We start from the raw sequence: 26,470 nt of genomic DNA, 5'->3' as shown, positions 1-26,470 counted from the left end.
TTACTTCCGATCAGACGGGCGGCAGGCCCAGTTTTGTCAGCACACCGCGCAGATGGGCCAGCGCCTCTGTCGTGGGGCCGGGATAGGGGCCGGTGGTCGGCGTGTTGCCCAGATAGCCGATCTGCTGCCAGCCTTCTTCCGTCGAATAATAAGCGAGCAGGGCGATCGAGCGCACGCGGTCGAAGAATCGTGCCGCCTGCTCCAGCCCCGGCTTTACCCGTCCGCGAAAGGCGATGTCGTCGCAGATCGCGGCGCGCTGGGCATTGGTGACCGCGGCAAAGGGCTTGCCGAAGCGGGCGGTGCTTTCGGCATCGATCCAGGCAAGGCCGGGGACGATCAGCGACCGGTCGTCCTGTTGCGCGGGATAGGGCGCGCTGATCCATTCATCGACGAACGCCGGGACGCCGAGCGCTGAGGCGGCACTGGCGCCGATGGCGGGTTCGGCGGGGAGCATCATGTCGACCAGCGCGGTCGTCGCCGCGCGTTCCGCCGCAGTCATGGTGAGCGGCCACGGCACCTTTGGATCGAGCAGGTCGGGATCGCCGCCATAGCCGGGCGCGGTGATCGGGGGCAGGGCGTCCGCGGGCCATTTCACCCCCTGAAGCCCCATGCCGTGCGCGGCGGCGGGCAGGCTGGCCATGGCAGCGGCGAGCCAGGCGATCGTCGTGCGGCGATCCATCACGGGTCCGGTCATCACAATTCCCCCTGACGCAGGCGCGTCGCGACATGATCGGCGGTGCGCATGGCCAGCGCCATGATGGTCAGTGTCGGATTCTTGTGCGCCTTGGACGCAAAGACCGATCCGTCCGCCAGATAGAGATTGTCGACATCCCAGCAGCGGCCATAGCTGTCGGTCACCGACGTGCGCCGATCGCTGCCCATGCGGGCGGTGCCGACTTCGTGAATGATCTCTCCGCCCTTGGCCATGCTGCGGTCGATGGGCCCCGCGTCGTGCAGCCGGCCGCCCATGGCAGTGACCAGATCGCCGACCGCCTGGCGGAAATGCTGCACCATGTTGCGCTCCTGATCGGTCTGGCCGAAATGGAATTTCAGCACCGGGATGCCGAACTTGTCCTTGGCCACCGGATCGATTTCGCACCAGCTTTGCGCGTTGGGGATCATTTCGCCGCGCAGGGCAAAGCCGATGCCGGTGCCGTACTGGCGCCAGGCATCGCGGCGGAGCGACGGGCCATAGCCATCCAGGCTCGTCATCCCCGGTTCGCCGAACCCGCCATAGAGTTCGATATGATAGCCGCGCGCGAAATTGAGCTTGCCCGCCTTTTGCTCCTGATACTGCCAGAAGGGGACATAGACGTGGAGGCCCATGGCCCCGTCCTCGTTATAGCGGGGCCGCCCCTCCAAGGCGGGGAAACTGGCCGACAGGTTCGATCCGACCGTGTCCATCAGGTTGCGCCCGACCTGGCCGCTGGAATTGGCCAACCCTTCTGACCGGCCCGAAACCTTGGTATTCAGGAGGATGCGGGCGGTTTCGCCCGTGCTGGCGGACAGGATGACGACGCGGGCCTTTGCCTCGCGCTGGGCGCGGGTCTTGCGGTCGATATAGCGGACGCCCGATGCCTTGCCGGTGCGATCCACCATCACTTCATAAACCATGGCGTCGGTCTGCACCGTCAGCTTGCCGGTGGCCCTGGCATAGGGGATCAGCGAGGTCGTCGTCTGAAACGCCGCGCCGATGGCACAGCCGCGCCCGCAATCGGACGCCCAGTAACAGGGCTGGCGATCATCGACCTGCCGCGTCAGCACGGCGCGGCGGGCGGGAATGACGGGCATCCCGACCTTTGCCCCGCCCGATTTCAGGAACAGTTCCCATGCCCGCGGCTTGGGCGGATCGTGCAACACGCCCGGCCCGCTGTCCGGATGGTTTTCAAGCCCCGGATTGTCGCCATAGACGCCGACGACCGTTTCGGTGCGATCATACCATGGGGCCATTTCCTCGTAGGATACCGGCCAGTCCACCCCCAGCCCGTCGCGGCTGAACGGTTTGAAGTCATAGGGCCCCATGCGGAAGGAATTGCGGCCCCAGTGATTGGTGCGGCCGCCCAGCATCCGGTTGCGCCACCAGAGGAAATCGGTCCCCTCCGCCTTGGTATAGGGCTCGCCCGGAATGTCCCATCCGCCATCGACGGCAGCCAGATAATAGCCGAAATCCTTGTCCGGCGTGCCCACCCCGCGCAGCGGCGCATCGCGCGAGGGGCTGAGCATCGGGGCCTCGTTCGGGTCATAGTCGCGGCCAGCCTCCAGCATCAGGACGCGTGCGCCGGCCCGGGTCAGCATCCAGGCCGCCATGCCGCCGCCCGCACCCGATCCGACGACGATCGCATCATAGCTTTCCTGCATGGCGTCCTTTCCCCCGACACTGACCTGTGGCTGCTGATGACAGCCTTGTCAGGCATGGATCAGCCGAACAGCAGCGGCCGTCAACCCGGCTTGGCAGGGATCCGGCATGCGGATCGCACGAAAACGGACGCCACCCGATCGTCACGCGACAGGAACGATCCCCGGCGGCCGGTCGTGCATACCAATTCTTTTTTGCCGATCCGACGATAGCATTTGGCCCGCTGGACAGACCGCCCTAAAGCATATGTATTAGTACGGTGTGCGGCCGGGATGGTATGACAATGATGTCAACCATGGATATCGGCGATTTTGGCCAGGACGATGTGCCCGGTTTCCAGGATCGGGCGACGCGCCGGGCGGAATGAGGGAGAGAGGCATGGTTGATCGGCGATTGGTGTTGGGCGGGTTGATGGCATCGCTGGGTGCATCCGTCTTTGCGCCGCTGGCGCGGGCGGAAGCGGCTGGCGTGCTGGTCGGCCACGCAATGCCCGACACCCCCGTCTTCAATGATGCGCAGCGCGCGCTGCTGGCCGAACTGGGCGAGCGGATCATTCCGACGACCGACACGCCGGGGGCAAAGGCCGCCGAAGTGCACGCCTATATCGAACAGCTGCTGGCCGAATGGGCGATGCCGGACGAGGCCGGGCTGATCAAGGCGGGGCTGGATGCCGTCGATGCCAAGTCGCGTGCGGATTTCGGCAAGCCCGCCACGGCGATCGATCCGGCGCAGCTTGACGGCCTGCTGACCCAGGCGATGAACGGCACGCTGGGCGACCGCGCCTTTTTCCCCGCGCTGAAGCAGATGGTGATTACGGGATATTACACGTCGGAAATCGGCGTCACCGTGGAGCGCAGCTATCTGCCGGTGCCGGGCAAGTATGACGGCGCCTATCCCTATGCCGAAGTCGGGCGCGTCTTTTCCGCCTGAACCATTTCCCCCGCGATGGCCGATGGCCCGCAGATGCAATTCATGAAGAAGGTTTGAGAGCAGATGGCGACGACGAACCGGTATGACGCGATCGTTGTGGGATCGGGTGTCAGTGGCGGATGGGCGGCCAAGGAGCTGACCGAAAAGGGGCTGAAGGTCCTGGTGCTCGATCGCGGCGTGATGGTGGAGCACGGCAATTACGATTATGACGGCAAGCCGCCGTTCGAGATCCCGGCCCGCGACCGGATGCCCGCCCGCGAGCTGCAAAGCGACTATTTCATCGCGCGGCACGGCTATGTCGCGCCGGGCATGAAGAAGCATTACAACAACGACCGCCTGAACCCCTATGCCTATGAGGACGGGGACAAGTTCTACTGGATCCGGCCGGGCGCGGTGGGCGGCAAGTCGCTGATCTGGGGCCGCTGGTCGTTCCGCTGGGCCCCCATCGATTTCGAGGCGAACAAGCGCGACGGGCACGGGCTGGACTGGCCGATCCGGTACGAGGACCTTGAACCCTGGTACAGCTATGTCGAGAAATATGCCGGCATTTCCGGTTCGCGCGAAAACCTGTCCTATCTGCCCGACAGCGAGTTTCAGCCGCCCATTCCGATGAACGTCGCCGAGACGTGGCTGAAGGGCAAGCTGGAGAGCGCCTATCCGGGCCGCAAGCTGATTAATTGCCGCGTGTCGAACATGACCGAGGACAAGCCCGATCAGGGCCGGACCAAGTGCCAGTTCCGCAATCAGTGCGGTCGCGGCTGTTCGTTCGGCGCGTATTTTTCCAGCCAGGCGGTGACGCTGCCGGCCGCGCAGGCGACCGGCCGGATGACGCTGCGGTCCGATGCGCTGGTCACCAACCTGATCTATGACGCCAAGAAGAAGCGGGCGACCGGCGTGCGGGTGGTCGATACGCAGACCGGCCAGGCGGAAATCATCAATGCCCGGCTGATCATGATGGCCGCGTCCACCGCCGCGACGGTGCAGATCCTGATGAATTCGCGCGCCGAGGGCAGCGAGCGGAGCCATTTCGATACCAGCGGCACGCTGGGCCGGTATCTGATGGACCATATCTTCCGCACCCATGCCTCTGGTGAGGTGCCGGGCAATCTGGACCTGATCGAATATGGCCGTCGCCCGGGCGGCGTCTATATTCCGCGCTTCCGCAACCTGGAAGGCGATGACGGCCTCGGCTTCCGCCGCGGCTATGGCTATCAGGGTTCGGCCAGCCGGTCGCCGCTGATGAAGCCGGGCTTTGGTGCGGACATGAAGCACGGGATGCGCGGCTATGGCCCGTGGATGTTCGGCATGACCGCGTTCGGCGAATGTCTGCCCTATGAAGACAATCGCATGACGTTGCACCCGACCAAGAAGGACCGGTTCGGGATGCCGCAGGTGCAGTTCAACGTCACGTTCCGCGAGAATGAGCTGAAGCTGATCGAGGATGCGCGCCAGCAGGGCGAGGCGATGCTGAAGGCGGCGGGCCTGATCAACGTCACGTCCGGCCGGCAGGAACATGTGCCCGGCGACGGCATCCACGAAATGGGCGGCGCGCGCATGGGCGCCGATCCGCGCCAGTCGGTGACCGACAAGCACAGCCGCCTGCACGATGCGGAAAATGTCTATGTCGTCGACGGGTCGCAGATGACGTCGATTTCCTGCGTCAATCCGTCGCTGACTTTCATGGCGCTGTCCGCCCGCGCGTCGGACCATGCGGTCAAGGCGATCAAGGCCGGCCGCATCTGATGCCGGATGCGAACGCGTTCGACCCCGCCGGCGACGGCCGCCCGATGATCGGGCGGCGGCAGGCCATCGGGCTGGCCGGAGCGGCCGTGGCGGCGGGCATGGCGCCGTCGATCGCGATGGCGGCGGCCCGCCCCGGCCTGTCCGGTTGGGCCGTCAATGTCGATACCTGGTGGCGGGACCGCCCGCTGGAACAGCGGATCGACGCGGCGGCCGCGATGGGATTCGACAAGATCGAGATCTGGGGCGTGGAAGCGCCCAAGCGCGACGCCGCCGCCATTGCGCGCCAGTGCCGCGATGCGGGCATTTCGATCGTCCAGTTCACCGCCGTGCCGCAAAAGATCGCCGACCCCGCCCAGACCGAACAGCAGTTTCTGGACGCGGTGAAGCAGACGCTGGATTTCGGCGTGACGCTCAATTCCCGGATGGCCACTGTGGTCGGGCATCAGGCGATCGAGGGCGTCCGCTATGCCGATGCGCTGGCCCGGTATCAGGACCGGCTGGCGCTGGCTGCGCCGCTGGCGGAAAAGGCGGGGCTGACGCTCATCGTCGAACCGTTCAACCCGCGCGATCATCTGGGCTTTTTCCTGTACGGGTCGGACGACGCGCTGAAGGTGATGCGCGCGATCAACAGCCGGGCGCTGAAACTGAACTGGGACCTGTTCCACATGCAGCGGGCCGAGGGCGACCTGATCGACCGGTTCCGCAAGGGGATCGACCAGATCGCATACGTCCAGATCGGCGATTCGCCCGCCCGCAACGAACCGGGGACAGGCGAGGTGGATTTCGGCCGCGTGCTGACCGCGGTGCGGCAGGCGGGTTATGCCGGGCCGATCGGGCTGGAATTTTTCCCCAGCAAGGGCAAGCCCGACCGGCAGCTGCGCAGCGAGCTGGAGGCGCTGGCCCGGCAGTTTGAACCGAATGGCAAGAAGGCAAAGACACGATGAAGGGTCCGGCGATTTTCCTGGCGCAGTTCATGTCGGACGAAGCGCCGTTCAACACGCTGGCCTCTGCCGCGAAATGGATGGCCGAGGCGGGCTATGCCGGCGTGCAGATCCCGACATGGGATCCGCGCTGCATCGACCTGGCCAAGGCAGCCGAGAGCCAGGATTATTGCGACGAGATCGCCGGCATCTGCCGCGAGGCGGGGGTGGAGATCACCGAGCTGTCCACGCACCTGCAGGGTCAGCTGGTTGCGGTTCACCCGGCCTATGACGCCGCGTTCGACGGCTTTGCGCCGGAAGGCGTGCGCGGCAATCCGTCCGCGCGCCAGCAATGGGCTGTGGAGCAGCTGCACCTGGCGGCAAAGGCCAGCCGCCGCCTTGGCCTCAATGCCCATGCGACCTTTTCCGGGGCGCTGGCCTGGCCCTATCTCTATCCCTGGCCGCAGCGGCCGGCGGGGCTGGTCGAGGAAGCGTTTGGCGAGCTGGCCAAGCGCTGGCGGCCGATCCTGGATGCGTTCGATGAACAGGGCGTCGATGTCGCCTATGAAATCCATCCGGGCGAGGATCTGCACGACGGCGTGACCTATGAGCGGTTCCTGGCGCTGGTCGACAATCACCCGCGCGCCAACATCCTGTTCGACCCCAGCCATTACGTGCTGCAGGCGCTGGATTACCTGTCGTTCATCGACATTTATCATGAGCGCATCCGCATGTTCCATGTGAAGGATGCCGAACTGAACCCCACCGGCCGATCGGGCGTCTATGGCGGGTTTCAGGACTGGGTGGACCGGCCGGGCCGGTTCCGGTCGCTGGGCGACGGACAGGTCGATTTCGGGGGCATCTTCTCGAAACTGACGCAATATGGCTATCAGGGCTGGGCCGTTCTGGAATGGGAATGCTGCCTGAAGCATCCCGAGGACGGCGCGCGGGAAGGCGCCCCGTTCATCGCCGCGCACATGATCCGGCGGCCTGAACGCGCATTCGACGATTTCGCGGCGGGCAGCGATCCCGCCGTCAACCGCAAGCTGCTCGGCCTGGACGGCTGAACAAGGGGCGGGCCGCACAATGGATAAGACGATGATGGGGGATGGTGCAGTGAGCGAAGGCGTGTTTGATCGGGCACGGTTGTTCTGGCTGAGCGTCATGGCGCTGTTTACCGCCGCTGCCGGACTGGCGCTGCGCGGGGCGATTGCCGGCGGGCTGAAGACGGAATGGATCGACCCCGTCGCTCCGTTGCAGGCGGGCGAGCTGATCGCGGGCGCGCTGGGTGCGGCGTTCCTGGGCTTTGCCATCACCCTGTTCGTGACCAGCGCGCTGCTCGACCAGATCGGGATGAAGCGGATGCTGCTGGGCAGCGGCCTTTGCTTCATCGTCGGGACGGCGGCGATCGCGCTGGCCGGGACCATCGCCAGCGGCATGACGATCTATTGGATCGTGTGGTTCGGGATGCTGGTCAGCGGCATCGGCTGGGGCCTGTGCGAGGCGGCGATCAACCCGCTGACCGCGCAAATCTATCCCGAAGAGGCGACCCACCGGCTGAACGTGCTGCACGCATGGTTTCCCGGCGGCATCATCATCGGCGGCCTGCTGGGCTTTTTCCTGGGCGATGCGCTGCCGTGGCAGGCGATCATCGGCCTGACCATCATTCCGGCGATCATCACCGTGGCTATGGCGGCGACCACCCGGTTCCCGCCGCCGCTGCGCGCGCAGAGCGGGGTATCGTTCGGCGAGATGATGGGCGAGGTGTTCCGCCGCCCCAGCTTCTTCATCTGGTTCGGCGCGATGTTCCTGACCGCCGCGTCGGAACTGGCCCCCGGTCAGTGGATCGACGTGGCGCTGACCAACCGGGTGGGGATGCGCGGCATCCTGCTGCTCGTTTACGTCAACGCGCTGATGTTCGTGTTCCGCCACTTTGCGGGCCGTCTGGCGAACAAGATTTCCAATCCCGGCCTGTTGTGGCTGTCCAGCCTGCTGGCCATGATAGGGCTGTATATGCTGTCGCTGGCACAGTCGCCTGCGGCCGCGATTGCGGCATCGACCGTCTGGGGTCTGGGCGTCTGTGTGATGTGGCCGACCATGCTGGCGTCGGTGGCGGAACGCTATCCGCGCGGCGGTTCATGGGCCATGGGTCTGGTCGGATCGGCGGGCGCGCTGGCCAGCTATGTCGTGCTGCCGCGTCTGGGTGCGATGTATGACGAGGCGAAGATCAGCTTTGCCGGCGGGGCGGACGCCTATGCCGCGCTGGTCGGCGAGGCGAAGCTGGCGGTCGAGGATCTGGCGGCGTCGGCATCGTTCCAGCGACTGGCGATCCTGCCGCTGATCCTGCTGGTCGTGTTCGGCATCGTGATCCTGCGCGAACGGGGCAAGACGCGCGCGCAGCTGGCGGGCGAGGCGGCGTGACCCTTAGCCGCCGGGCGATCCTGGCTACCGGGCTGGGCGCAGCGGGTGCCGCCGCTGCACTGCCCGTGGCGCAGGACAAGACGCCATCGGCGGCCAGACTGGCGCTCAACTTTGCGCCGCATCAGGGCAGCTTTGCCAGCAGGGGCAGTCTGACCGATCAGATCGCCTTTGCCGCTGATCAGGGCTTTCGCGGCTGGGAAGATAATGAGGCGGGCAAGCGGCCCGTCGCCGAGCAGGAGGCGATGGCCCGCGCGCTGGCCCGGCATGGCATGACGATGGGCGTGTTCGTCGCGTCGCTGCCGCAATGGTCGACGTTTCAGCCGGTGCTGGGCGGCGAGGACGATGCGCCGCGTCAGGCGTTTCTGGCCGATATCCGTGCGGCGGTGAACGTCGCAAAGCGGCTGAACGCGAAATGGACGACGGTGGTGCCGGGGTTTCTGGACCCGCGCGTGCCGATCGACATGCAGACCGCGCGGATCATCGATGTGATGCGGCGTGCCGCGGACATCATGGCCCCGCACGGGATCGTGATGGTGATGGAGCCGCTGAACACCCGCACCGATCACCCGCGGGTGTTCCTCCAGACCATTGCGCAGGGCTATGCGCTGGCAACCGCGGTCAACAGCCCGTCGGTCAAGGTATTGGCCGACCTCTATCATGAGCAGATCCAGTCCGGGAACCTGATCCGCGCGCTGGAGGCGTGCTGGGACCAGATCGCCTATCTGCAGTTCGGCGACAATCCGGGCCGCAAGGAACCGGGCACGGGCGAGATCAACTATGCCAATATCTGTGCCTGGCTGAAGGCGCGGAGCTATGCCGGCGTGATCGGCATGGAACACGGCAATTCGGTAGCGGGCCGTGCGGGCGAGGATCGGCTGATCGCCGCCTATCGCACGATCAACCCGGCCTGAGCAGGGCGGACAAGGAGGAAGATGTGAAGCGTTGGACAATCGGGGCCGTCGCGGCGTTGACGGTGACGGGGGCGGCCAGCCTGGCCGCGGCACAGGACAAGCCCGGATTTCGGGACACCCCGATGCTGCCCGGCGGCAAGTGGCACGTGCATGATCCCGATCGCCCCGCACCGACCGTGGTGACGCCCGGCCCGGTCGTCGGGGCGCCGCCATCGGATGCGGTCGTGCTGTTCGACGGCAAGTCGGCCGATGCGTGGACCACGACGGGCATCCCCTGGCTGGTCAAGGACGGGGCGCTGACGGTGCCGCCGCGCGTCGGGGGCAAGGACAGCACGCTGATCAGCAAGCAGGGATTCGGCGACGTTCAGCTGCATCTGGAATTCCGTTCCCCCAACCCGCCGCAGCGGACGTCACAGGACCGGGGCAACAGCGGCATATCGTTCATGCAGCGATATGAGGTGCAAGTGCTCGACGGGTATCAGAACCCGACCTATGCCGATGGTACGGTGGGTTCCGTCTATGGCTGGAAGCCGCCGCTAGTGAACCCGTCGCGCAAGCCGGGCGAATGGCAAAGCTATGACATCGTGTTCGAACGGCCGCGCTTCGATGCCGCCGGTAAGGTCGAACGACCCGCCTATGTCACCGTGTTCCTGAACGGCGTGCTGGTGCAGCATCGCCAGCGGATGCTGGGCACGACGGTGTGGCGAAAGGTCGCGACCTATGAGCCGCATGGCGATTCGCTGCCCATCCAGTTGCAGGATCATGATTCGTCGGTGTCGTTCCGCAACATCTGGGTCCGCCCGCTGAAGCTGGACGAGGCGGGCGAATGAGCGGCGCGACCCCAAGGCTGCGGTACGGCATGGTCGGTGGCGGGGAGGGCGCGTTCATTGGCGCGGTCCATCGCATCGCCGCCGCGATGGACGGCGAATGGGACCTGGTCGCCGGGGCATTCAGCAGCGATGCGGCCCGAAACACCCGGTCGGCAGCGGCCGTCCATGTGGTGCCGGACCGCGCCTATCCGACACTGGAGGCGATGCTGGCGGGCGAGCGGGCGCTGCCGCCCGAACAGCGGATGCAGGCGCTGGCCATCGTCACGCCCAACCATCTGCACAAGCCGGCGGCGATTGCCGCGCTGGATGCGGGGTTCCACGTTTTTTCCGAAAAGCCGATGGCGCTCGACCTGGCCGAAGCGCTGGAGATCGAGGCGGCGGTTGCCCGGTCCGGGCGGCTCTATGGCCTGGCCTTTACCTATAGCGGTTATCCGCTGGTGGCCGAGGCGCGGGCGCGGATCGCGCGCGGCGAACTGGGCCGGATCCGGCTGGTCGAGGTGGAATATCTGCAGGGCTGGCTGTCCACCGCAATCGATGCGGACGGGCAGAAACAGGCCGAATGGCGCACCGATCCCGCCCGTGCGGGGCTTGGCGGCTGCATCGGCGATATCGGCACCCACGCGTTTCAGCTGGCCGAACATATCAGCGGCCTGTCGGTCGAGGCAGTGAGCGCGCAACTGAGCATCCATGTGCCGGGCCGCAGGCTGGACGACGATGTCGCCGTGCTGATGCGGCTGGCGGGCGGGGCGACCGGCACGCTGCGCACCAGCCAGGTGGCGGCGGGCGAGGAAAACGGCCTGAAAATCCGCGTCTATGGCGAAACGGGCGGCATGGAATGGCGGCAGATGGAGCCGAACACGCTCGTCATCCGCTGGCACGACCGGCCGGTCGAGACGCTGCGCGCAGGCGGGCCGGGGCTGGACCCGCTGGCCATCGCGCGCCAGCGCACCCCATCCGGGCATCCCGAGGGGTATCTGGAGGCGTTCGCCAACCTGTATCGTGCGTTCGGCCGGTCGATCCATGCCGGGGCAAGCGCGACGCCGGCACCCGGGTCGCCCGACTGGTTCCCCGGCATCACCGATGGCATCCGCACCATGACGTTCGTTCAGGCGGCGATCGCCAATTCGGCGGGCAATGACAAATGGACCGGGCTGGCCGATGTGGAGCGGCTGGCACGGCAGGGGGGACACTGATCCCCGCGGGCACCGGGATATTCAGGCGAGGGCAAGGCCCGCGTCCGTAACCCGGCGCAATGAAGACAAGGACTTGAGGCTGTACCCGCCGCACCGGGACAAGGTTGCGGAGGGCCAGCGCGAATGGAGGCAGACATGAAGAAGACCGTTCTTTCCGGGGCCGCGATTGCAGCGGCAATGACCATCGGCTTTACCGCGTCCAGCCAGGGCGGGGCGACCCAGGCGCAACCGGGCCAGTCGGGCCAGACGGCGTTCGCCCAGTGCCGGGCGTGCCACACGGTGAACAAGGGCGGTGCCAATGGCGTCGGCCCCAATCTGAACGGTGTGGTCGGGCGCAAGGCGGCATCGGTCGCCGGGTTCAATTACAGCCCCGCGCTGAAAAAGTCGGGCATCACCTGGACCGAGGCAAAGCTGGACGCGTATCTGGCGAATCCTGCGGCGACCGTTCCGGGCACCAAGATGGTGATCCGCGTCAACGATGCGAACAAGCGCGCCGCGATCATCGCCTATCTGAAGGCCGAAGCCGCCAAGTGATCATTGATCCGCGCCGCCGGGCGGCCGGGTCCAACGGGAGGGACATATGAACACCACACGTCGTCAGATGCTGGCCGGGGCCGTCGCGGTCGGCGGAGCAGCCGCACTGGCCCCGGCCGCCTTTTCGCAGGCAACCGGAGGCGGCGCGATCAAGGGCGTCGGGCTTCAGCTTTACACCATCCGCGCGGCATTCGAGAAGGATCCGGTCGCTGCGCTGGAGCGGGTTGCGGCCATCGGCTATCGCGAGGTCGAATATGGCGGTGGCGGGTATGACAAGCTGGACCCGGCCATGCTGCGCAAGACGCAGGACCGGCTGGGCCTGACCGCGCCGTCGCTGCATGTCGGTTATCAGCAGATCGTCGAACAGCCCGACCAAGTGATCGAGCGCGCGCGCGTCCTGGGCGCGTCGGTCATCGTCGTCCCCTATGCCGAAGCGCCGCTGCGCGAGGCGGCGGCATGGCGCGGGCTGATCACCGGCCTGAATCGTTTTGGCGAGCGGTCGAAAAAGGCGGGCATCCAGCTGGCCTATCACAACCATGATTTCGAATTCACGGTGAAGCATGACGGGCGCAGCCTGTACGACCTGATGATCGCCGGGCGCGACCCCGCGCTACTGAAGTTCGAGCTGGACCTGTTCTGGACCATTGCCGCGGGCCAGGATGTCAATGCGCTGATCGACCGGCTGGCAGGGGACATCGTCGCCTATCACGTCAAGGATCGCACCAAGGACGGGGTGATGGTGAGCGTGGGTGCCGGCGTCATCGATTTTGCCGCGATCTTCAAGCGGAACGCCAAGGCGGGCGTGCGCCACCTGTTCGTCGAGAACGATTTTGCGGCGACCCCCTATCGCCCGGACGAGTTCCCCAGCATCGAGTTCAGCTATGCCACGATGAAGGCTCTGGGCTATTGATCCGGCGCAGCGGGCGGCCCCGAACGGTCGCCCGCTGTTTCAATGCCGCCCGCTGCGTCAGAAGGTGCGGATACGGATGTTGCGGTACCACACGGCGTCGCCGTGATCCTGCAGCGCGATCTTGCCCCGCGGTTCGCGCGCGAAATGCGGCATGGCGGCGAATTTGGATTCCGCGACCCTGCGGTTCCAGGCGGGATCGCCATAGCGGGTGGCGACGACCCGCTTTCCGTTTAGCCAGTGTTCGATCCGCCCGTCGCGGGACAGGATGCGCACCTTGTTCCACTGACCCACCGGCCGGGCGGCGGCAGATGCGGGGACGATCAGGTCATAGAGCGCACCGGCGCGGTGCGAGGGCAGCTTACCATCGGCGTGGCGGGCATCGTCCAGCACCTGCATTTCCGGGCCGGTCAGATAGGTCTGATCCGTGTCGGCCAGTTCGCGCACGAAATAAAGGATGCCGCTGTTACCCCCGGCGGAAATCTTCCATTCCAGTTCCAGCTCGAAATCCCCGAAACTGTCCGCGGTGACCAGATCGCCGCCCGTGCCATCGCGGCCCAGGGTAAAGGCGCCGTCCTGAACCCGCCATTTCGTCGGCACCGGCGCGCCCTTGAACCCGGACCAGCCGGCAAAGTCGCGGCCGTTCGACAGGCTGCGCCACGCCGACGGCGCGGCAGCCGTTGCCGGGGTACAGGCGATCAGGGCAGCGATCAGGGCCAGGCGCATCGTCACTCTCCTTGTACGGTCCGGCGGACCGATCAGGCGGCGACCATCGTTCCTGCCGATGGCTGTTCCCGATCGGCCAGCAGGCCGGCGCGTTTCGATACCACCAGCGGCACCAGCGCCTGACCGATGACGTTCACGGCGGTGCGGCCCATGTCAAGGATGGGATCGATGGCGAGCAACAGGCCCACGCCCTCCAGCGGCAGGCCAAGGGTGGACAGGGTGAGGGTCAGCATCACCACCGCCCCCGTCAGCCCCGCCGTCGCCGCCGATCCGAGGACGGAGACGAGGACGATCAGCAGATACTGTTCGACCCCCAGCGCGATGCCATAGAATTGCGCGACAAAGATCGCGGCGATGGCGGGATAGATGGCGGCGCATCCGTCCATCTTGGTCGTTGCGCCCAGCGGCACGGCAAAGGCGGCATAGGCGGAGGGCACGCCCAGCGCGCGCTCCGTCACCTCCTGCGTCACCGGCAGGGTGCCGATCGACGAGCGGGAGACAAAGGCCAGCTGAGCCGCAGGCCAGACCCCGCGATAAAAGGCGATGGGCGACAGGCCATTGGCTTTCAGCACGACCGGATAGACGATGAACGCCACCGCCGCGAGACCGAGATAGACGGCAAGCGCGAACCAGCCGAGCGAGGCGAGCGCATCCCAGCCATAGCGCGCCACGGCATCGCCGATCAGCGCCGCCGTGCCGATGGGCGTCAGGCGGATGACCCAGAACAGCAGGCGGCGGACGATCGCCTGAAGCGAGGCGTTGAAGGCAAGGAACGGTTCGCCCGCCGGGCCGACTGCGACCGCCGCCGCGCCCAGCGCCACGGCGATGACGATCAGTTGCAGCACGTTGAACCCGAGCGCGGTGGTGGCGGCGCCATCCTTCAGACTGGTCGATGCGGTCAGGCCAAGGGCGTTGCCCGGCACGATCCCCTTCAGGAAATCGAGCCACGATCCGGTCGTCGTCGGCGCCTTTGCCGCGGCGATATCGACACCTGCCCGCAGGCCCGGTTCAAGCACGATGCCCAGCACAATGCCGATCAGGACCGCGGTAAAGGCCGTGATCGCGAACCAGCCGAGCGTTGCCGCGACCAGCCGCCCGGCATTGTTCAGCGTCCGCAGCGCGGCGACCGATGCGATGATGGCCGTGACCACGATGGGCGGCACCAGCGCCTTCAGCAACTGAACAAAGATCGTGCCGATGGTGCGCATCGCCTCTGCCAGCGCATTGCCATCGCCCAGCCCGCGCGCGAAAAACCCCAGCAACAGGCCGATGGCCAGACCGATCAGCACCTGAAGCCCGAAATTACCCCTCAACCCCGCGGCCGGGTTCGCCTGTGCCATCCTGTCGATCCTTACAGTTCGCGGCGCAGCGACGCGCCCATCCGCTGAAACAACCGGGCGCTTTCCGGGGCGTCGGCCTGCCATTCGGGGTGCCATTGCACCGCCAGCACCTCTGCACCGCAGGGCCGGGCATGAAATGCCTCGATCAGGCCGTCCTCCGGATCCGTCGCTTCGATGGCCAGCCCTTCGCCCAGCCGGTCGATCCCCTGACGATGCACGGAATTGACCGTCAGCCGCCGCTGGCCGGTCAGCCCGGCAAGCACGCCGCCATCGGCCAGATCGACGCTGTGCGCATGATCGAACAACGCCTCGAACGCGCCGTCGCGCTCCACCCCGTGATGGCGGCCCTCGCCCAGATCAAGGTGCAGCGACCCGCCGAACAGCACGTTCAGTTCCTGAAGCCCGCGACAGATGCCAAACACCGGCCGGGCCGTTTCGATCATGCGGGCGGCAAGGCGCATGGCCACTTCGTCCCGCTGAACGTCCAGCCGCTCGGCACAGGCGTCGCTGTTGATGCCATAGCGCGCGGGGGCGACATGGCTGCGCGATCCCGTCAGCAACAGCCCGTCGAGCCGCGCCGTGACCGATGCGATGTCCACCGCATCGGTGATGGCCGGGACCAGCAGCACGGTTACGTCGGACAGGCGGTGCAGCGGCTCGATAAAGCGGCTCGCTACCGACTGGATCGGCCGGTCGAACCGTTCGTTGCAGCACAGGACGCCGATGACCGGGCGCGGCTCCACATCATGCCGGGGCACCCGATGCCAGGGCAGGCTCATGCGCGCGCGCCCTTCAGCGCGGCAGCAACATGGATCGCGGCTTCCCCGTCCAGCTGGACGGCGCCCGGCTGAACCACCACCGCGCCTGCCGGCACATCCTCCAGCAGCCAGACATTGCCGCCGACCGTCGCGCCATCGCCGATCTGGATGCGGCCAAGCAGCGTGGCCCCGGCATAGATGACCACATCGTCCCCGATCACCGGGTGCCGGGCAAAGCGTTCGCGCGGGGTCAGGCCGGTCGCCGCCGCCGGGCTGCGCGCGCCCAGCGTGACGTGCTGATACAGCCGGACATTGGCACCGATGACCGTTGTTTCGCCGATGACGACGCCGGTGCCATGGTCGATGAAGAACCGGGGGCCGATCGTCGCGCCGGGGTGGATATCGATGCCGGTTCTGGCATTGGCCAGTTCCGAAATCACGCGCGCCACGATCACCGCGCCCAGATTGTACAGCGGATGCGCCAGCCGGTGATAGAGGATCGCGTGTGCGCCGGGATAGCTGATCAGGATTTCATCGACGCTGCGTGCCGCCGGATCGCCCGCGAACGCCGCCTCCACATCCGCGTCGATCGCCGCACGCACATCGGGCAGATGCTCGGCGAAATGGGCGACGATCTGTTCCGCCTGATCCGGGTCAAAGGGGTGGGGCGTTTCCGCCTGCCAGTAATCCAGTTCGGCTGCGACCTGATCGGTCAGCAGCGCAAGACCGCGACCCAGCTCTGCCGCGACCCACGCGTCCTCGGTCGCCGGATCGCCCGAATAGCTGCCCAGACGGCGGGGAAACAACGCGCCGGAAATGGTTTCGACGGCAAGCTGCACGTCACGCGGTTGTGGAAAGCGGCTGATCGCGCGGCGGCCATCCTGACGCACGCGCCACTGGTTGCGCGCATCGCGCAGCGCCGTGACCAGCGGTCCCAGCCGGTCGGCGCCCCATGCGCCCGGTTCGATCAGCCTGTGCACCGTCATCGGCATATCCCGCTGTTCCATTACAGCGTTCAATATCGACCGATTTGATGGGATATGCGACCAACATCTGGTTGGCACCGGCCAAATCCGGCTTGCCCAAGGTGCGACGGACGTGACGACCGCGGCGCGGACACGTCAAAAAGGCCCGGCACGAGGCCGGGCCTTCAAAGGCAACGCCGGGAGCATTCTGGCGTTGTACAAAGCCCTGTTTCCCGGGATCGGCGGCGCGGATTCGGCCACGCCGCAAACCCCATAAGCGGGACGGGCTTATTCGGTGATGTTGTCGCCGCTGTTGCCCAGCGCATCGATCGAGGCGCCGTTGTCGATGCTCAGCTCGTTGCCCAGCGATTCGTCCAGCACCACGTCGTTCGACACCAGATTGGCATCGGCATCGGCCACGTTCGCTTCACCCCCGCCACAAGCGGCCAGCGTCAGCGAAAGCGCGGCGGCAGCGGCAAACCCGAACTTCTTGATCATGTCATTCCCCATCAAAATTGGCGGCAGCGCGCGCGGCGAGAACCCCCCGCTACGCCCCGATTCCGTGAGTGATGGCATATTCCTATCGAGTCAATAGGAAATTAGTCCAAACGATCAGCACCGGGCAGCTGCGCCCGGCCGGCGCAGGATGGCCGGTGTCCATTTCCGATGAAGATCGAGGTGGCGGAGACGGAGGGATTCGAACCCTCGATACGGTTTCCCGTATGACGCTTTAGCAAAGCGTTGGTTTCAGCCACTCACCCACGTCTCCGGATGCGCCGAGCGGTGGGCTATAGCGATGGGCAGGGGGTTGATCAACCGGGGGATTTCATTGTCGGTCCGGCCGATCGTTTCGCGGGCAATCCGGTCATCCAGCGCAAAATCGATTCGGGTCGTCGTCTGTTCATTGCCGGGACAGGCGGCGCGGGCATAAGGTTAATGCTGGCCGACCCGGGGGTTTTGATATGAAGCGGTTTGTGTTGAGCATCATGCTGGCGATCGGCCTGGCGATGCCGGGTCTTGCGCATGCGCAGATCGCGACGGTCGATCCTAACACCGCGATGGATCAGGACCTGAACGGCACGCTGCCCCCCGCGTCGCCGCCGCCGGTGACGACCACCAATCCGCCGCCGGTCCAGCCGACGACGCAGGACGGCGTTCCGACCGACGATCCCTATGCCACCACCCGCAGCCCCTATGGCCAGCCCTATGGCGCGCAGAGCGGCACGGCGCCGGCGGGCACCACGACGGCGGACGCCGACACCACCAAGACCTATCGCGAACAGGACCTGATCGGCGCGGCCGAGGGCGTGTTCGGCAAGGGTGCCGAGGGCCTGGCCGGGATCATCGAAAACATCCTGAAAGATCAGGGCGAGCCCAGCGCCTATATCGCCGGGCGAGAGGCGGGCGGCGCGTTTGTCGTCGGCCTGCGCTATGGCTCGGGCACGATGAGCCACAAGCAGCTGGGACAAGCGCCGGTTTACTGGACCGGGCCGTCGGTGGGCTTCGACATTGGCGGCGATGCGGCCAAGGTGTTCGTGCTGGTTTACAACCTGGCCGAACAGCAGCAGCTGTATAAGCGATTCCCCGCCGCAGAGGGCCGCGTCTATTTCGTCGGCGGCTTTTCGGCGAGTTACCTGCGGCGCGGCGATACGGTGCTGATCCCCATCCGGCTGGGCGTCGGATGGCGGCTGGGCGCCAATGTCGGCTATATGCGGTTCAGCGAAAAGCAACGCTGGCTGCCGTTCTGATTGAAGGCAGGTCGATAACGCCCACGCCGCCCGCATCCCTCAGACTGGCGGCCCGATCTCCGAACGTGCTGCGGCGCTTGCCTGTCACATTTCGATCAAGATGCATCGGTTCAACGCAGGTTGGCACAACAGGCGGACGCGTCCCGCAAAAGTGCCGGTCAGACATGAGTTGGTTCCCCGGCAATTGATGGATTTCGGCATAGGGTGAACGCAGATCACGAAAGCCATTGGTAGCGAGTGACCCGACGGCAATCCCTTGCTACCATTGGCTATCGTCGCCGGTACTGCTGGATCGCCCTTGGGTTTTGTTCTTATCAAGCACGATGTGGCGATTGCACTGGCGGTCGTACCCAAGCTGTTCAGGCGGATCGATGACTGGCTGACGGTAATGGTTGCCGTACCGCTGCTGGCGCTGATTGCGCGGGTGGCGGTCGGCGGGTTGCCGTCTGATCGCCGATCGATGCTGGGCGTTGCAATCACCGCATTGATCGCAGCCGGTGTAGCGAAACTGCTGATTGAACGCTTACGGTTTCATCGCGCCGATGGGGTGCTTGCGCATGAAGCGCAACGGCTTCGCGCGCGTGTCGGATATGCGGTGTCGCTGACCCTCGGCGCATTTGTCATGGCGATTGCAACGCTGGCTGTCCTGGGCCTGTTCGATGAAAACGGCATCCTGATCGGCGGGTGTATCGGTCTGAGTGTGGGGGTGCTCCTGCCCCTTGTGCAGGCACATGGCCATCGCCTGAGGGGCCGGATTGCGTCGCCGGGGCTTCACCGCTTTCCCCGTGCGTGGATTGCGGCGGCGGCGGTGTCGGTTGGCGTTGGCGTCGGGAGTGTATTCATTCCTTCCAGCCATGATTTGAACGCCATCGTCATCATAAGCTATGCATTGGGTGTGCTCGCACTGACCGCGCGGGTAGACGCAGAGGTTGTCCGGTTCATGACGCTGGTCGGGCATGGCGGACTATCGCTGTTGCGCCATTGGCTGTCGGTCCAGATTGCGCTGCTTTGGCCCCTTGCAATTCTGCTGATGGTGGCGGGGAGTTGGCCCCTGGCCATAGCCATTTGTCTGGTTTCGATAGCGGTGCCGCTTGTGACAGCATTGCGCATCCTTGCCTATCGCGCACTGAGCCCGCTGGTTGCGGACTGGACGGTGGCATTGGTTGTCGGCGCCGCCGGCTATGCAGGCTTTACCCTGCCACCGCTTGGCGGCGTGATCATTGCGATCGCCATGCTGGGGTTGGCCCGACGCGGGGCGAACGCACGATGGTTGCTGCAATGACGGCTGCGCTGACGATCACGGGTATTGACGTCAGCCGAGTCGGGCGGCGGATCGTGCATGATGTCACCGCATCTGCGATGGTCGGACAATGGCTGGGCGTGATCGGTGCCAACGGATCAGGCAAGACCACTCTGCTGCGCGCCATCGCAGGGCGATTGCCGATTACGGCAGGCAGTTGCGCAATTTTTGGCCGCGAAAGCGCCGCAGACCGTGATGCGCGGGCACGGACGATCGGTTTTGCTCCGCCAATCGAGCATTTTCCGGCGGCCTTGCGGTTGGGTAGCCTGCTGGAACTGGCCGGCGATCCGCTGGAGGTTCAGGAGCAACGAAACCGGGGTCTTTGGGAAGCGCTGGGGATCGGCGCGCTGCTCGACATCCCGGCGGCCGAATGTTCGTCGGGGATGCGCCAGCGTGCCGCCCTTGCCATGGCCTTTGCGCGGCCGTGTCGCATCGTGATCCTTGATGAACCGTTCAACTGGCTGGATCCGGTGGCGGCGTTTGATGTGCGTGCGGTTCTGGCCCGGTTGGTGGCGGACGGGCTTGTCCTGATCACCGCGCTGCATGACCTGACGACATTGTGCGGCTTTTGTGACAGCGGGATCGTGATGGCCAAAGGTCGCATTAGCCTGACGCTGGATCGTGCCATGCTGCATGCCGGACGCAATGATGCCGCACGCTTCGAAAGTGATCTGGTAGCTGCGCTCCGCTGAACAGCGCTATGTGGGTCAGCCGACCATTCGCCAGCCCAGCGTTTCGCCGGCATGGAAGGGCACCACGCTGGTGCCGGCTGCCGGGATGGATGCGGCCACCGTTTCGCCGCCGCGGGTCAGCGTGATCGTTTCCTCGTTCACCGGCAGGCGGTAAAAGGCGGGTCCGTTCAGCGAGGCGAATGCCTCCAGCCGGTCGAGCGCGCCTTCCTCGTCGAACACCTGCACATAGCTTTCGATGGCATGGGGCGCGTTGAAGATGCCGGCACAGCCACAGGCGGTTTCCTTGCGCTCCAGCGCGTGGGGTGCGCTGTCCGTGCCGAGGAAGAAGCTGGCCGAACCGGAGGTGGCGGCGCGGCGCAGCGCCAGCCGGTGCTTTTCGCGCTTCACCACGGGCAGGCAATAGGCGTGCGGGCGGATGCCGCCATCGAAGATCGCGTTGCGATTGAGGTGCAGATGCTGCGGCGTGATGGTCGCGGCGATGTTGTCGCCGGCGCTTTCCACGAACTGCACCGCATCCTCGGTCGTGATGTGTTCGAACACGATGCGGAGGCCCGGAAAGTCGCGGACGATGCCGGACAGGATGCGGTCGATGAACACCGCCTCCCGATCAAAGATGTCGACATGATGGTCGGTCACCTCGCCATGGATGAGCAGCGGCATTTCCGCCGCCTCCATCGCCGTCAGCACGCCGCGGATGTTCGCGATATCGGTAACGCCGTGCGAGGAATTGGTCGTCGCATGGGCCGGATAGAGCTTGCACGCGGCAAAGGATCCGCGCCGGAAACCCTCGACGATTGCAGCGCCATCCGCCCCATCGGTCAGATAGCAGGTCATCAGCGGCGTGAAGTTCATGCCCGGCGGCACCGCGGCCAGGATGCGGTCGCGATAGGCATCAGCCTGATCCGCGCTGGTGATCGGCGGGGCCAGATTGGGCATCACGATGGCGCGGGCGAACTGGCGGGCGGTGTACTGCGCCACGGCCTGCAGCATGGCGCCATCGCGCAGATGGACGTGCCAGTCGTCGGGGCGGCGGATCGTAAGCGTATCAGTCATGCCATCGCCCTTAGGCAAAAAGCGGCGTCAGCGAAACACCCCGGTGCGGGGCTGACGCGCCCGGTGCGGCGGCCTATATCGGCGCGATGGACATGATCCCCACCGAACTGGCCGACCGGGCCGTCATTGCGATGCGCGGTGCGGATGTGCGCCCTTTTCTGCAGGGGCTGGTGACGAACGATGTCCTGTCGGTCGCGCCGGAGCGGCCCGTCTGGGCCGGGCTGCTGACGCCGCAGGGCAAGGCGCTGTTCGATTTCATCGTGTGGGACGATGGCGCGGACCTGCTGATCGATTGCGAGGCGGGTGAGGCCGACGCGCTGATCCGGCGGCTGTCCCTGTATCGCCTGCGCCGCGCCGTCACGATCGATCGGACGCAGATCGCGGTGCACTGGTCGCCCGATGATGCCGCGCGGGGCGTGGCCGATCCGCGCCTGGCGGCGCTCGGCCACCGTTGGCTGGGCGAGCCGGGCGGGGGGGATGCGTCCCCCGCATGGCGGGCACACCGGCTGGCGCTGGGCGTGACGGAGGGTGCGGGCGAACTGGGCCAGGACAAGACGCTGTGGCTGGAATGCAATGCCCGCGAGTTGAACGGGGTCAGTTTCACCAAGGGCTGTTATGTCGGCCAGGAGAACACGGCGCGGATGCACCACCGGTCAAAGGTGAACCGCCGCCTGATGGTCGCCCCGCTGGGCGAGGCGGGGGAGCGGACGCGCGCCACCTATCCCGACCTTGGCCTGATGGTCGAGCATCGCCGGGTGGAGGCACCGGGCGATGCGATAGTGCCGGAATGGTGGGGGGATTTGGCCCAAGGTTAGCGTTCGGGATACCCCCTCTCCAAGCGCCGCTAGCCGCTGAAGCGGCAAGCTATGCTATCCTCCCCCTCAAGGGGGGAGGAGTTCAGGGTCTCGCCCGCGCCAGCCGTTCGATCGCGGCGTCCAGTGTCGCGTCGGATTTGGCGAAGCACAGGCGGACATGGGTGGTCACCGGGTCCGCGGCGAAAAAGGCGGATAGGGGGATGCTGGCGACGCCGGCATGGTCGATCGCCCATTCGCTGAATGCCACATCGCCCATCGCAATGCCGCTGGCCGGCAGATCGACTGACAGGAAATAGGTGCCGGCGCTGGGCGTCGTAACGAACCCCGCCTGTGCCAGCCCCGATGCCAGCCGGTCGCGCGACCGCTGAAGATCCGCTGCCATCCCCTCGATCCAGCCGCGTTCATGGGTCAGGCCATGCGCGACGCCCCATTGCAGCGCGGGCGGCGTGGTAAAGGTGATGAACTGATGCGCCTTTGCCAGCACCGAGGACAGGGCGGGCGCAGCGCACAGCCAGCCGACCTTCCATCCCGTCAGCGCGAACAGCTTGCCGGCCGAACCGATCTTGATCGTCCGTTCGCGCATTCCCGCTTCGGTAATCAGCGGGCGATGGCGGCGGCCGTCGAAGGTCACGCCCTCCCACACCTCGTCGCAGATGGCGATGACGTCGTGGTCCACGCACCATGTGGCGATCATCGCGCGGGTGGCATCATCCATCATCGCGCCGGTCGGATTGACGGGATCGTTCAGCAGGATGAAGCGCGGCCGGTCGGCAGCCGCGTCCAGCATCTCGCGCGTCAGCCGCCAGTCGGGCGGGGCAAGCGTGATCAGCCGCGCATCGCCGCCCGCCCGCTGAACCAGCGGCAGATAGGCGTCATAGAGCGGCTGGACGAGCACGACCTGATCGCCGGGCGACACCAGCGCCAGGATCGCGGCGGCCAGCGCCTCTGTTGCGCCGGAGGTGACGATGACTTCCTGTGCCGCAAAATCGGTGCCCTGCGTGTCGTTGTACCATCCTGCCACCGCATCGCGCAGCACGGGCAGGCCCGGCATCGGGGGATATTGGTTCGACTGGCCGGTCAGCGCGGCGGCAGCGGCGGCGATGACGGCGGGGCAGCCATCCTCTTCCGGAAATCCCTGACCCAGATTGATGGCGCGGCTTTCGCGTGCCCGGGCGGACATCGCCTCGAATATGGTGGTGCCGAGCGAGGCAAAGACGGGGTTCAAGCAATAGGTTCCCGGTAATTTTACAGACGGGGCAGCGTTGCCTGCTTCGCCCCTTCGCCGCAAGGGGGCGCGGCGGAAGGGCGGGTGGTCGGGTGATCCTTGTGGCTGACCGGGCTTGCGCCTAAATCCCTGAAGATGAGCATAATTGCCCCAAAGACGGATACCGCAGAGGGAGCGATCGCGGCGTTGATCGCGGCGACCGCGCGGCTGGATGCGCGCGGGCTGGCAGCGGCGACCAGCGGCAATCATTCGGTGCGGCTGGACGCCGAAACGATCGCCATTACCCGGTCCGGCACGCACAAGGGGCGGCTGACCCCCGCTGATCTGATGCTGGCAACGCCGGAGGGTGAGCCGCTGGAGCCGGGTCGGCCATCGGCCGAAACCGCGCTGCACGCGCTGATCTATCGCCAGTTTCCTGACGCTGGCGCGATCCTGCACTGGCATTCGCCGGGCGGCGTTGCGCTGAGCCGCACCCTGGGCGACGCATTGGTGCTGGCCGGGCACGAGATGCTGAAGGCATATCCGGGCGTCGAGACGCACGACACCGAACGGGTCATCCCGGTGGTCGACAACAGCCAGGACATGGGCGAGATCGAGGCGGCGCTGGGCGGGCGGTTGACGGCGGAGGATACCGCGCCGGTGTTCATGATCCGCGCGCATGGCATCTATGGCTGGGGCCGGGATGTTGCCGAAGCCGAGCGGGTGGCCGAGGCGACGGAATTCATGATCGCGGCAGAGATCGCCGCGCTGACGATCAGGGGAGCAAGACCATGAGCCGGTTGCGCGTATATGCCGAGGATGCGCCCGATGCGGTGCTGCTGGACAGCGCCGATGGTGCGGTGATCGTGCGGGAGATGGCCGGGATCGGCGTGCGGTTCGAACGCTGGCCGCTGCGCGATGTGCCGCATGGGGCGGATAATGACGTGATCCTGACGCTGTATGCGCCGGAGATCGACCGGCTGAAGGCAGAGGGCGGCTATCAGTCCGTCGATATCGTCCGCATGGTGCCCGATCATCCCGACCGGGCGAGCCTGCGGACCAAGTTCCTGGACGAGCACGCCCATGCCGAGGACGAAGTGCGATTTTTTGTCGAGGGCGAGGGGTTGTTCACGCTGCACGCCAACGGCCATGTCCATGCGCTGCTGTGCACGGCAGGCGACCTGATTTCCGTACCGGCGGGCATGACCCACTGGTTCGACATGGGGCCCAGCCCGACCTTTACCGCGATCCGCCTGTTCGTGAATCCGGACGGCTGGGTGGCGAAATTCACTGGCGACGATATCGCAAGCCGATTTCCACGGCACGACCCGGTCGCGGCATAGCACTTGCCCCTCCCCTGACGGACAGGGGCTTGATAAGGGCGCTGCATGACCAAGCCCAAGGCCCTGCTGCTCGATATCGAGGGCACCACATCCTCCATCGCCTTTGTCGCGGAGGTTCTGTTTCCCTATGCCCGCGCGCATCTGCGGGATTGGGTGGCGGCGCATCCCGATGCGGCCGCGGCCATCCTGAACGAAGTGGCCGCGATGGAACCGGGCGATCCGGTCGACACGCTGATCCGGTGGATCGACGAGGACCGCAAGGTAACGCCGCTCAAGACCATTCAGGGGATGATCTGGGCCGATGGCTATGCCGATGGCACGATCCGCGGCCATGTCTATCCCGACACGGTGGCGGCGCTGGCCCGGTGGCGGGCGGCGGGCGTGCCGGTGCACATCTATTCCTCCGGCTCGGTCGAGGCACAGAAGCTGTTGTTCCGTCATTCCGAGGCGGGCGACCTGACCCCCCATCTGGGCGAGCATTTCGACACGCGGGTGGGCGCAAAGCGGGAGGCGGCGTCCTATGCCGCGATTGCTGCCGCGCTGGGGCTGCCGGCCGGCGAGGTGCTGTTCGTCAGCGACATGATGCCGGAGGTCGAGGCCGCGCGGGCCGCAGGGATGCAGGCGCTGCTGATCGACCGGGTGGGCGGTGCAGGCGATGTCGCCACGCTGGCGGAGGTACTGCCGTGAAGCTGAACGGCGTTGCCACCCGGTCGATCATGCGGACGCAGGATGGGGCGGGGTGCCGCATCCTGGACCAGCGGCTGCTGCCCTGGGAAATCCGGTGGGTCGAAATCCGCGATGCACAGACAGCCGCAACGGCGATCCGCGAGATGTGGACGCGTGGGGCGCCGCTGATTGGCGAAACTGCCGCCTATGGCCTGGCGATGGCTCTGGCGGTCGATCCGTCGGACGAGGGGCTGACGCGGGCGGACTCGTTGCTGGGGGCGGCGCGGCCGACAGCGGTCAATCTGCGCTGGGCGCTGGATCGGGTGGGGCGCATCGTCCGGCCGCTGTCGCCGGATCAACGCGCCGCCGCCGCCTTTGCCGAGGCGGACCGCATCTGTGACGAGGAAGTGGCGATCAACCGCGCGATCGGCGAACACGGCCTGGCGCTGATCCGCGATCTGGCGGCGCGCAAGGCGGGGCAGACGGTCAATGTCCTGACGCATTGCAATGCCGGATGGCTGGCGACGGCGGATTACGGCACCGCGACCGCGCCCATTTACCTGGCGCATGACGAGGGCGTGCCGGTCCATGTCTGGGTCGACGAGACGCGGCCGCGCAATCAGGGCGCGCTGTTGACCGCATTCGAACTGGCCGGGCATGGCGTGCCGCATCACCTGATCAGCGACAATTCCGGCGGCCTGCTGATGATGCGGGGACAGGTGGATGCCGTGATCGTCGGCACCGACCGGGTGACGGCGAACGGCGATGTCTGCAACAAGATCGGCACCTATCTGAAGGCGCTGGCCGCGCACGACAATGGCGTCCCCTTTTACGTGGCGCTGCCGTCCACCACGTTCGACCCGGCGACGCCCGATGGCGCGGCAGTGCCGATCGAAGAACGGTCGGGCGATGAACTGGCCTGGCTGACCGGGCCGACTGCCGATGGCCGGATTGAAACGGTGCGCGTCACCGCATCGCCCGCCGCCAACCATGCGTTCGACATTACCCCTGCCCGGCTGGTGACGGGATATATTACCGAGCGCGGCGTCCTTGACCGGGACGGCCTGGCGGGGTTGCACCAAAGCGGGTTGCCAGCGTAGGTCATCCGCGAAGGA

General features: G+C 66.2%; 27 protein-coding genes and 1 tRNA gene. 18 read left to right on the top strand and 10 right to left on the bottom strand.

Translation table 11 applies throughout. The features are described 5' to 3' along the window. Positions 1-10: 10 nt before the first annotated feature. Both NYR55_RS05470 and NYR55_RS05465 read right to left on the bottom strand, forming a co-directional pair. The gene (locus tag NYR55_RS05470; RefSeq protein WP_260020204.1) at positions 11-694 is read right to left on the bottom strand and encodes a gluconate 2-dehydrogenase subunit 3 family protein; all 684 of its coding nucleotides are present in this window, start codon (positions 692-694) and stop codon (positions 11-13) included. Beyond that, positions 694-2,358, bottom strand: coding sequence for a GMC family oxidoreductase (locus NYR55_RS05465; protein ID WP_260020203.1), 1,665 nt, complete (start codon positions 2,356-2,358; stop codon positions 694-696). Before NYR55_RS05465 ends, NYR55_RS05470 begins: the two co-directional genes overlap by 1 nt. 376 nt (positions 2,359-2,734) lie before the next feature. Between NYR55_RS05465 and NYR55_RS05460 the strand changes: the two genes are divergently transcribed. The 10 genes from NYR55_RS05460 (at position 2,735) to NYR55_RS05415 (ending at position 12,748) form a co-directional block, all read left to right on the top strand. Beyond that, positions 2,735-3,286 (top strand): gluconate 2-dehydrogenase subunit 3 family protein, encoded by a 552-nt coding sequence (locus NYR55_RS05460; protein WP_260020202.1) that lies wholly within the window; start codon positions 2,735-2,737, stop codon positions 3,284-3,286. 63 nt (positions 3,287-3,349) lie between these two features. Further along, on the top strand, positions 3,350-5,029 hold the full coding sequence (locus NYR55_RS05455) for a GMC family oxidoreductase (protein WP_260020201.1): 1,680 nt from the start codon (positions 3,350-3,352) through the stop codon (positions 5,027-5,029). Beyond that, positions 5,029-5,973, top strand: a complete 945-nt coding sequence (locus tag NYR55_RS05450) for a TIM barrel protein (protein ID WP_260020200.1) — start codon at positions 5,029-5,031, stop codon at positions 5,971-5,973. Before NYR55_RS05455 ends, NYR55_RS05450 begins: the two co-directional genes overlap by 1 nt. Next, complete coding sequence (locus tag NYR55_RS05445; protein ID WP_260020199.1) at positions 5,970-7,016, top strand: sugar phosphate isomerase/epimerase; 1,047 nt, start codon at positions 5,970-5,972, stop codon at positions 7,014-7,016. Before NYR55_RS05450 ends, NYR55_RS05445 begins: the two co-directional genes overlap by 4 nt. Positions 7,017-7,035: 19 nt before the next feature. Further along, complete coding sequence (locus tag NYR55_RS05440; RefSeq protein WP_260020198.1) at positions 7,036-8,370, top strand: MFS transporter; 1,335 nt, start codon at positions 7,036-7,038, stop codon at positions 8,368-8,370. Continuing rightward, positions 8,367-9,281 carry a TIM barrel protein gene (locus NYR55_RS05435; RefSeq protein WP_260020197.1) on the top strand — a complete coding sequence of 305 codons (915 nt, stop codon included), beginning with the start codon at positions 8,367-8,369 and terminating at the stop codon, positions 9,279-9,281. Before NYR55_RS05440 ends, NYR55_RS05435 begins: the two co-directional genes overlap by 4 nt. Positions 9,282-9,304: 23 nt before the next feature. After that, positions 9,305-10,111, top strand: coding sequence for a DUF1080 domain-containing protein (locus tag NYR55_RS05430; RefSeq protein ID WP_260020196.1), 807 nt, complete (start codon positions 9,305-9,307; stop codon positions 10,109-10,111). Then, on the top strand, positions 10,108-11,304 hold the full coding sequence (locus NYR55_RS05425) for a Gfo/Idh/MocA family oxidoreductase (protein ID WP_260020195.1): 1,197 nt from the start codon (positions 10,108-10,110) through the stop codon (positions 11,302-11,304). The genes NYR55_RS05430 and NYR55_RS05425 overlap by 4 nt, the downstream gene beginning before the upstream one ends. 135 nt (positions 11,305-11,439) lie before the next feature. Continuing rightward, positions 11,440-11,838: a cytochrome c family protein gene (locus NYR55_RS05420; protein ID WP_260020194.1), complete on the top strand. Its 399-nt coding sequence runs from the start codon at positions 11,440-11,442 to the stop codon at positions 11,836-11,838. A gap of 46 nt (positions 11,839-11,884) precedes the next feature. Further along, the gene (locus NYR55_RS05415) at positions 11,885-12,748 is read left to right on the top strand and encodes a sugar phosphate isomerase/epimerase (protein ID WP_260020193.1); all 864 of its coding nucleotides are present in this window, start codon (positions 11,885-11,887) and stop codon (positions 12,746-12,748) included. A gap of 57 nt (positions 12,749-12,805) precedes the next feature. On the opposite strand, the gene NYR55_RS05410 is transcribed toward NYR55_RS05415, so the two are convergent. From NYR55_RS05410 to NYR55_RS05385, 6 genes are all read right to left on the bottom strand, one after another. Then, positions 12,806-13,471: a DUF1080 domain-containing protein gene (locus NYR55_RS05410; RefSeq protein ID WP_260020192.1), complete on the bottom strand. Its 666-nt coding sequence runs from the start codon at positions 13,469-13,471 to the stop codon at positions 12,806-12,808. A gap of 32 nt (positions 13,472-13,503) precedes the next feature. After that, a complete protein-coding gene (locus NYR55_RS05405; RefSeq protein WP_260020191.1) occupies positions 13,504-14,811 on the bottom strand; it encodes a dicarboxylate/amino acid:cation symporter in 1,308 nt (435 codons plus the stop codon). Between the two features lie 11 nt (positions 14,812-14,822). Beyond that, positions 14,823-15,590, bottom strand: a complete 768-nt coding sequence (locus NYR55_RS05400) for a gamma-glutamyl-gamma-aminobutyrate hydrolase family protein (protein WP_260020190.1) — start codon at positions 15,588-15,590, stop codon at positions 14,823-14,825. Beyond that, complete coding sequence (epsC, locus tag NYR55_RS05395) at positions 15,587-16,576, bottom strand: serine O-acetyltransferase EpsC (protein WP_260020189.1); 990 nt, start codon at positions 16,574-16,576, stop codon at positions 15,587-15,589. Before epsC ends, NYR55_RS05400 begins: the two co-directional genes overlap by 4 nt. 246 nt (positions 16,577-16,822) lie before the next feature. After that, positions 16,823-17,032, bottom strand: a complete 210-nt coding sequence (locus NYR55_RS05390) for a hypothetical protein (RefSeq protein ID WP_260020188.1) — start codon at positions 17,030-17,032, stop codon at positions 16,823-16,825. A gap of 181 nt (positions 17,033-17,213) precedes the next feature. After that, positions 17,214-17,303, bottom strand: a tRNA-Ser gene (locus tag NYR55_RS05385). A gap of 193 nt (positions 17,304-17,496) precedes the next feature. Here NYR55_RS05385 and NYR55_RS05380 point away from each other — a divergent pair. The 3 genes from NYR55_RS05380 to NYR55_RS05370 all read left to right on the top strand — a co-directional run bounded on the left by NYR55_RS05380 (position 17,497) and on the right by NYR55_RS05370 (position 20,274). Continuing rightward, positions 17,497-18,282 carry a DUF1134 domain-containing protein gene (locus NYR55_RS05380; RefSeq protein ID WP_260020187.1) on the top strand — a complete coding sequence of 262 codons (786 nt, stop codon included), beginning with the start codon at positions 17,497-17,499 and terminating at the stop codon, positions 18,280-18,282. Between the two features lie 265 nt (positions 18,283-18,547). Beyond that, complete coding sequence (locus tag NYR55_RS05375; protein ID WP_260020186.1) at positions 18,548-19,564, top strand: hypothetical protein; 1,017 nt, start codon at positions 18,548-18,550, stop codon at positions 19,562-19,564. Next, the gene (locus NYR55_RS05370) at positions 19,561-20,274 is read left to right on the top strand and encodes an ABC transporter ATP-binding protein (protein WP_260020185.1); all 714 of its coding nucleotides are present in this window, start codon (positions 19,561-19,563) and stop codon (positions 20,272-20,274) included. Before NYR55_RS05375 ends, NYR55_RS05370 begins: the two co-directional genes overlap by 4 nt. A gap of 15 nt (positions 20,275-20,289) precedes the next feature. On the opposite strand, the gene pyrC is transcribed toward NYR55_RS05370, so the two are convergent. Then, entirely contained in the window at positions 20,290-21,327 is a 1,038-nt protein-coding gene (pyrC, locus tag NYR55_RS05365) for a dihydroorotase (protein WP_260020184.1), read from the bottom strand. A 92-nt stretch (positions 21,328-21,419) separates the two neighbouring features. Here pyrC and NYR55_RS05360 point away from each other — a divergent pair, with 92 nt between their 5' ends. Continuing rightward, on the top strand, positions 21,420-22,142 hold the full coding sequence (locus tag NYR55_RS05360; RefSeq protein ID WP_260021567.1) for a folate-binding protein: 723 nt from the start codon (positions 21,420-21,422) through the stop codon (positions 22,140-22,142). An 82-nt stretch (positions 22,143-22,224) separates the two neighbouring features. Here the strand turns inward: NYR55_RS05360 and NYR55_RS05355 are convergent, their stop codons facing one another. After that, entirely contained in the window at positions 22,225-23,367 is a 1,143-nt protein-coding gene (locus tag NYR55_RS05355) for an aminotransferase (protein ID WP_260020183.1), read from the bottom strand. A gap of 135 nt (positions 23,368-23,502) precedes the next feature. Here NYR55_RS05355 and mtnB point away from each other — a divergent pair, with 135 nt between their 5' ends. From mtnB to mtnA, 4 genes are read left to right on the top strand one after another with little or no spacing between them, the layout of a single operon-like run. Further along, positions 23,503-24,141 carry a methylthioribulose 1-phosphate dehydratase gene (gene mtnB, locus NYR55_RS05350; protein ID WP_260020182.1) on the top strand — a complete coding sequence of 213 codons (639 nt, stop codon included), beginning with the start codon at positions 23,503-23,505 and terminating at the stop codon, positions 24,139-24,141. Then, a complete protein-coding gene (locus tag NYR55_RS05345) occupies positions 24,138-24,689 on the top strand; it encodes a cupin (RefSeq protein WP_260020181.1) in 552 nt (183 codons plus the stop codon). Before mtnB ends, NYR55_RS05345 begins: the two co-directional genes overlap by 4 nt. A gap of 45 nt (positions 24,690-24,734) precedes the next feature. Next, positions 24,735-25,376 carry an acireductone synthase gene (mtnC, locus tag NYR55_RS05340; protein WP_260020180.1) on the top strand — a complete coding sequence of 214 codons (642 nt, stop codon included), beginning with the start codon at positions 24,735-24,737 and terminating at the stop codon, positions 25,374-25,376. Beyond that, positions 25,373-26,455: an S-methyl-5-thioribose-1-phosphate isomerase gene (mtnA, locus tag NYR55_RS05335; protein ID WP_260020179.1), complete on the top strand. Its 1,083-nt coding sequence runs from the start codon at positions 25,373-25,375 to the stop codon at positions 26,453-26,455. The genes mtnC and mtnA overlap by 4 nt, the downstream gene beginning before the upstream one ends. Positions 26,456-26,470 lie beyond the last annotated feature (15 nt).

Origin of the sequence: Sphingomonas sp. BGYR3, from assembly GCF_025153455.1 — a bacterium.
GTDB lineage: Bacteria > Pseudomonadota > Alphaproteobacteria > Sphingomonadales > Sphingomonadaceae > Sphingomonas.
Note: the sequence above shows the minus strand (reverse complement) of the source record. Positions and strands in the feature narration are given on the sequence as shown.

Excerpts from the sequence above, each read along its gene's own strand:
- NYR55_RS05470 (WP_260020204.1), bottom strand. The coding sequence starts at position 694 with ATGACCGGACCCGTGATGGATCGCCGCACGACGATCGCCTGGCTCGCC.
- NYR55_RS05465 (WP_260020203.1), bottom strand. The coding sequence starts at position 2,358 with ATGCAGGAAAGCTATGATGCGATCGTCGTCGGATCGGGTGCGGGCGGC.
- NYR55_RS05460 (WP_260020202.1), top strand. The coding sequence starts at position 2,735 with ATGGTTGATCGGCGATTGGTGTTGGGCGGGTTGATGGCATCGCTGGGT.
- NYR55_RS05455 (WP_260020201.1), top strand. The coding sequence starts at position 3,350 with ATGGCGACGACGAACCGGTATGACGCGATCGTTGTGGGATCGGGTGTC.
- NYR55_RS05450 (WP_260020200.1), top strand. The coding sequence starts at position 5,029 with ATGCCGGATGCGAACGCGTTCGACCCCGCCGGCGACGGCCGCCCGATG.
- NYR55_RS05445 (WP_260020199.1), top strand. The coding sequence starts at position 5,970 with ATGAAGGGTCCGGCGATTTTCCTGGCGCAGTTCATGTCGGACGAAGCG.
- NYR55_RS05440 (WP_260020198.1), top strand. The coding sequence starts at position 7,036 with ATGGATAAGACGATGATGGGGGATGGTGCAGTGAGCGAAGGCGTGTTT.
- NYR55_RS05425 (WP_260020195.1), top strand. The coding sequence starts at position 10,108 with ATGAGCGGCGCGACCCCAAGGCTGCGGTACGGCATGGTCGGTGGCGGG.
- NYR55_RS05420 (WP_260020194.1), top strand. The coding sequence starts at position 11,440 with ATGAAGAAGACCGTTCTTTCCGGGGCCGCGATTGCAGCGGCAATGACC.
- NYR55_RS05415 (WP_260020193.1), top strand. The coding sequence starts at position 11,885 with ATGAACACCACACGTCGTCAGATGCTGGCCGGGGCCGTCGCGGTCGGC.
- NYR55_RS05410 (WP_260020192.1), bottom strand. The coding sequence starts at position 13,471 with ATGCGCCTGGCCCTGATCGCTGCCCTGATCGCCTGTACCCCGGCAACG.
- NYR55_RS05405 (WP_260020191.1), bottom strand. The coding sequence starts at position 14,811 with ATGGCACAGGCGAACCCGGCCGCGGGGTTGAGGGGTAATTTCGGGCTT.
- NYR55_RS05400 (WP_260020190.1), bottom strand. The coding sequence starts at position 15,590 with ATGAGCCTGCCCTGGCATCGGGTGCCCCGGCATGATGTGGAGCCGCGC.
- epsC (WP_260020189.1), bottom strand. The coding sequence starts at position 16,576 with ATGGAACAGCGGGATATGCCGATGACGGTGCACAGGCTGATCGAACCG.
- NYR55_RS05390 (WP_260020188.1), bottom strand. The coding sequence starts at position 17,032 with ATGATCAAGAAGTTCGGGTTTGCCGCTGCCGCCGCGCTTTCGCTGACG.
- NYR55_RS05380 (WP_260020187.1), top strand. The coding sequence starts at position 17,497 with ATGAAGCGGTTTGTGTTGAGCATCATGCTGGCGATCGGCCTGGCGATG.
- NYR55_RS05370 (WP_260020185.1), top strand. The coding sequence starts at position 19,561 with ATGACGGCTGCGCTGACGATCACGGGTATTGACGTCAGCCGAGTCGGG.
- pyrC (WP_260020184.1), bottom strand. The coding sequence starts at position 21,327 with ATGACTGATACGCTTACGATCCGCCGCCCCGACGACTGGCACGTCCAT.
- NYR55_RS05360 (WP_260021567.1), top strand. The coding sequence starts at position 21,420 with ATGATCCCCACCGAACTGGCCGACCGGGCCGTCATTGCGATGCGCGGT.
- mtnB (WP_260020182.1), top strand. The coding sequence starts at position 23,503 with ATGAGCATAATTGCCCCAAAGACGGATACCGCAGAGGGAGCGATCGCG.
- NYR55_RS05345 (WP_260020181.1), top strand. The coding sequence starts at position 24,138 with ATGAGCCGGTTGCGCGTATATGCCGAGGATGCGCCCGATGCGGTGCTG.
- mtnC (WP_260020180.1), top strand. The coding sequence starts at position 24,735 with ATGACCAAGCCCAAGGCCCTGCTGCTCGATATCGAGGGCACCACATCC.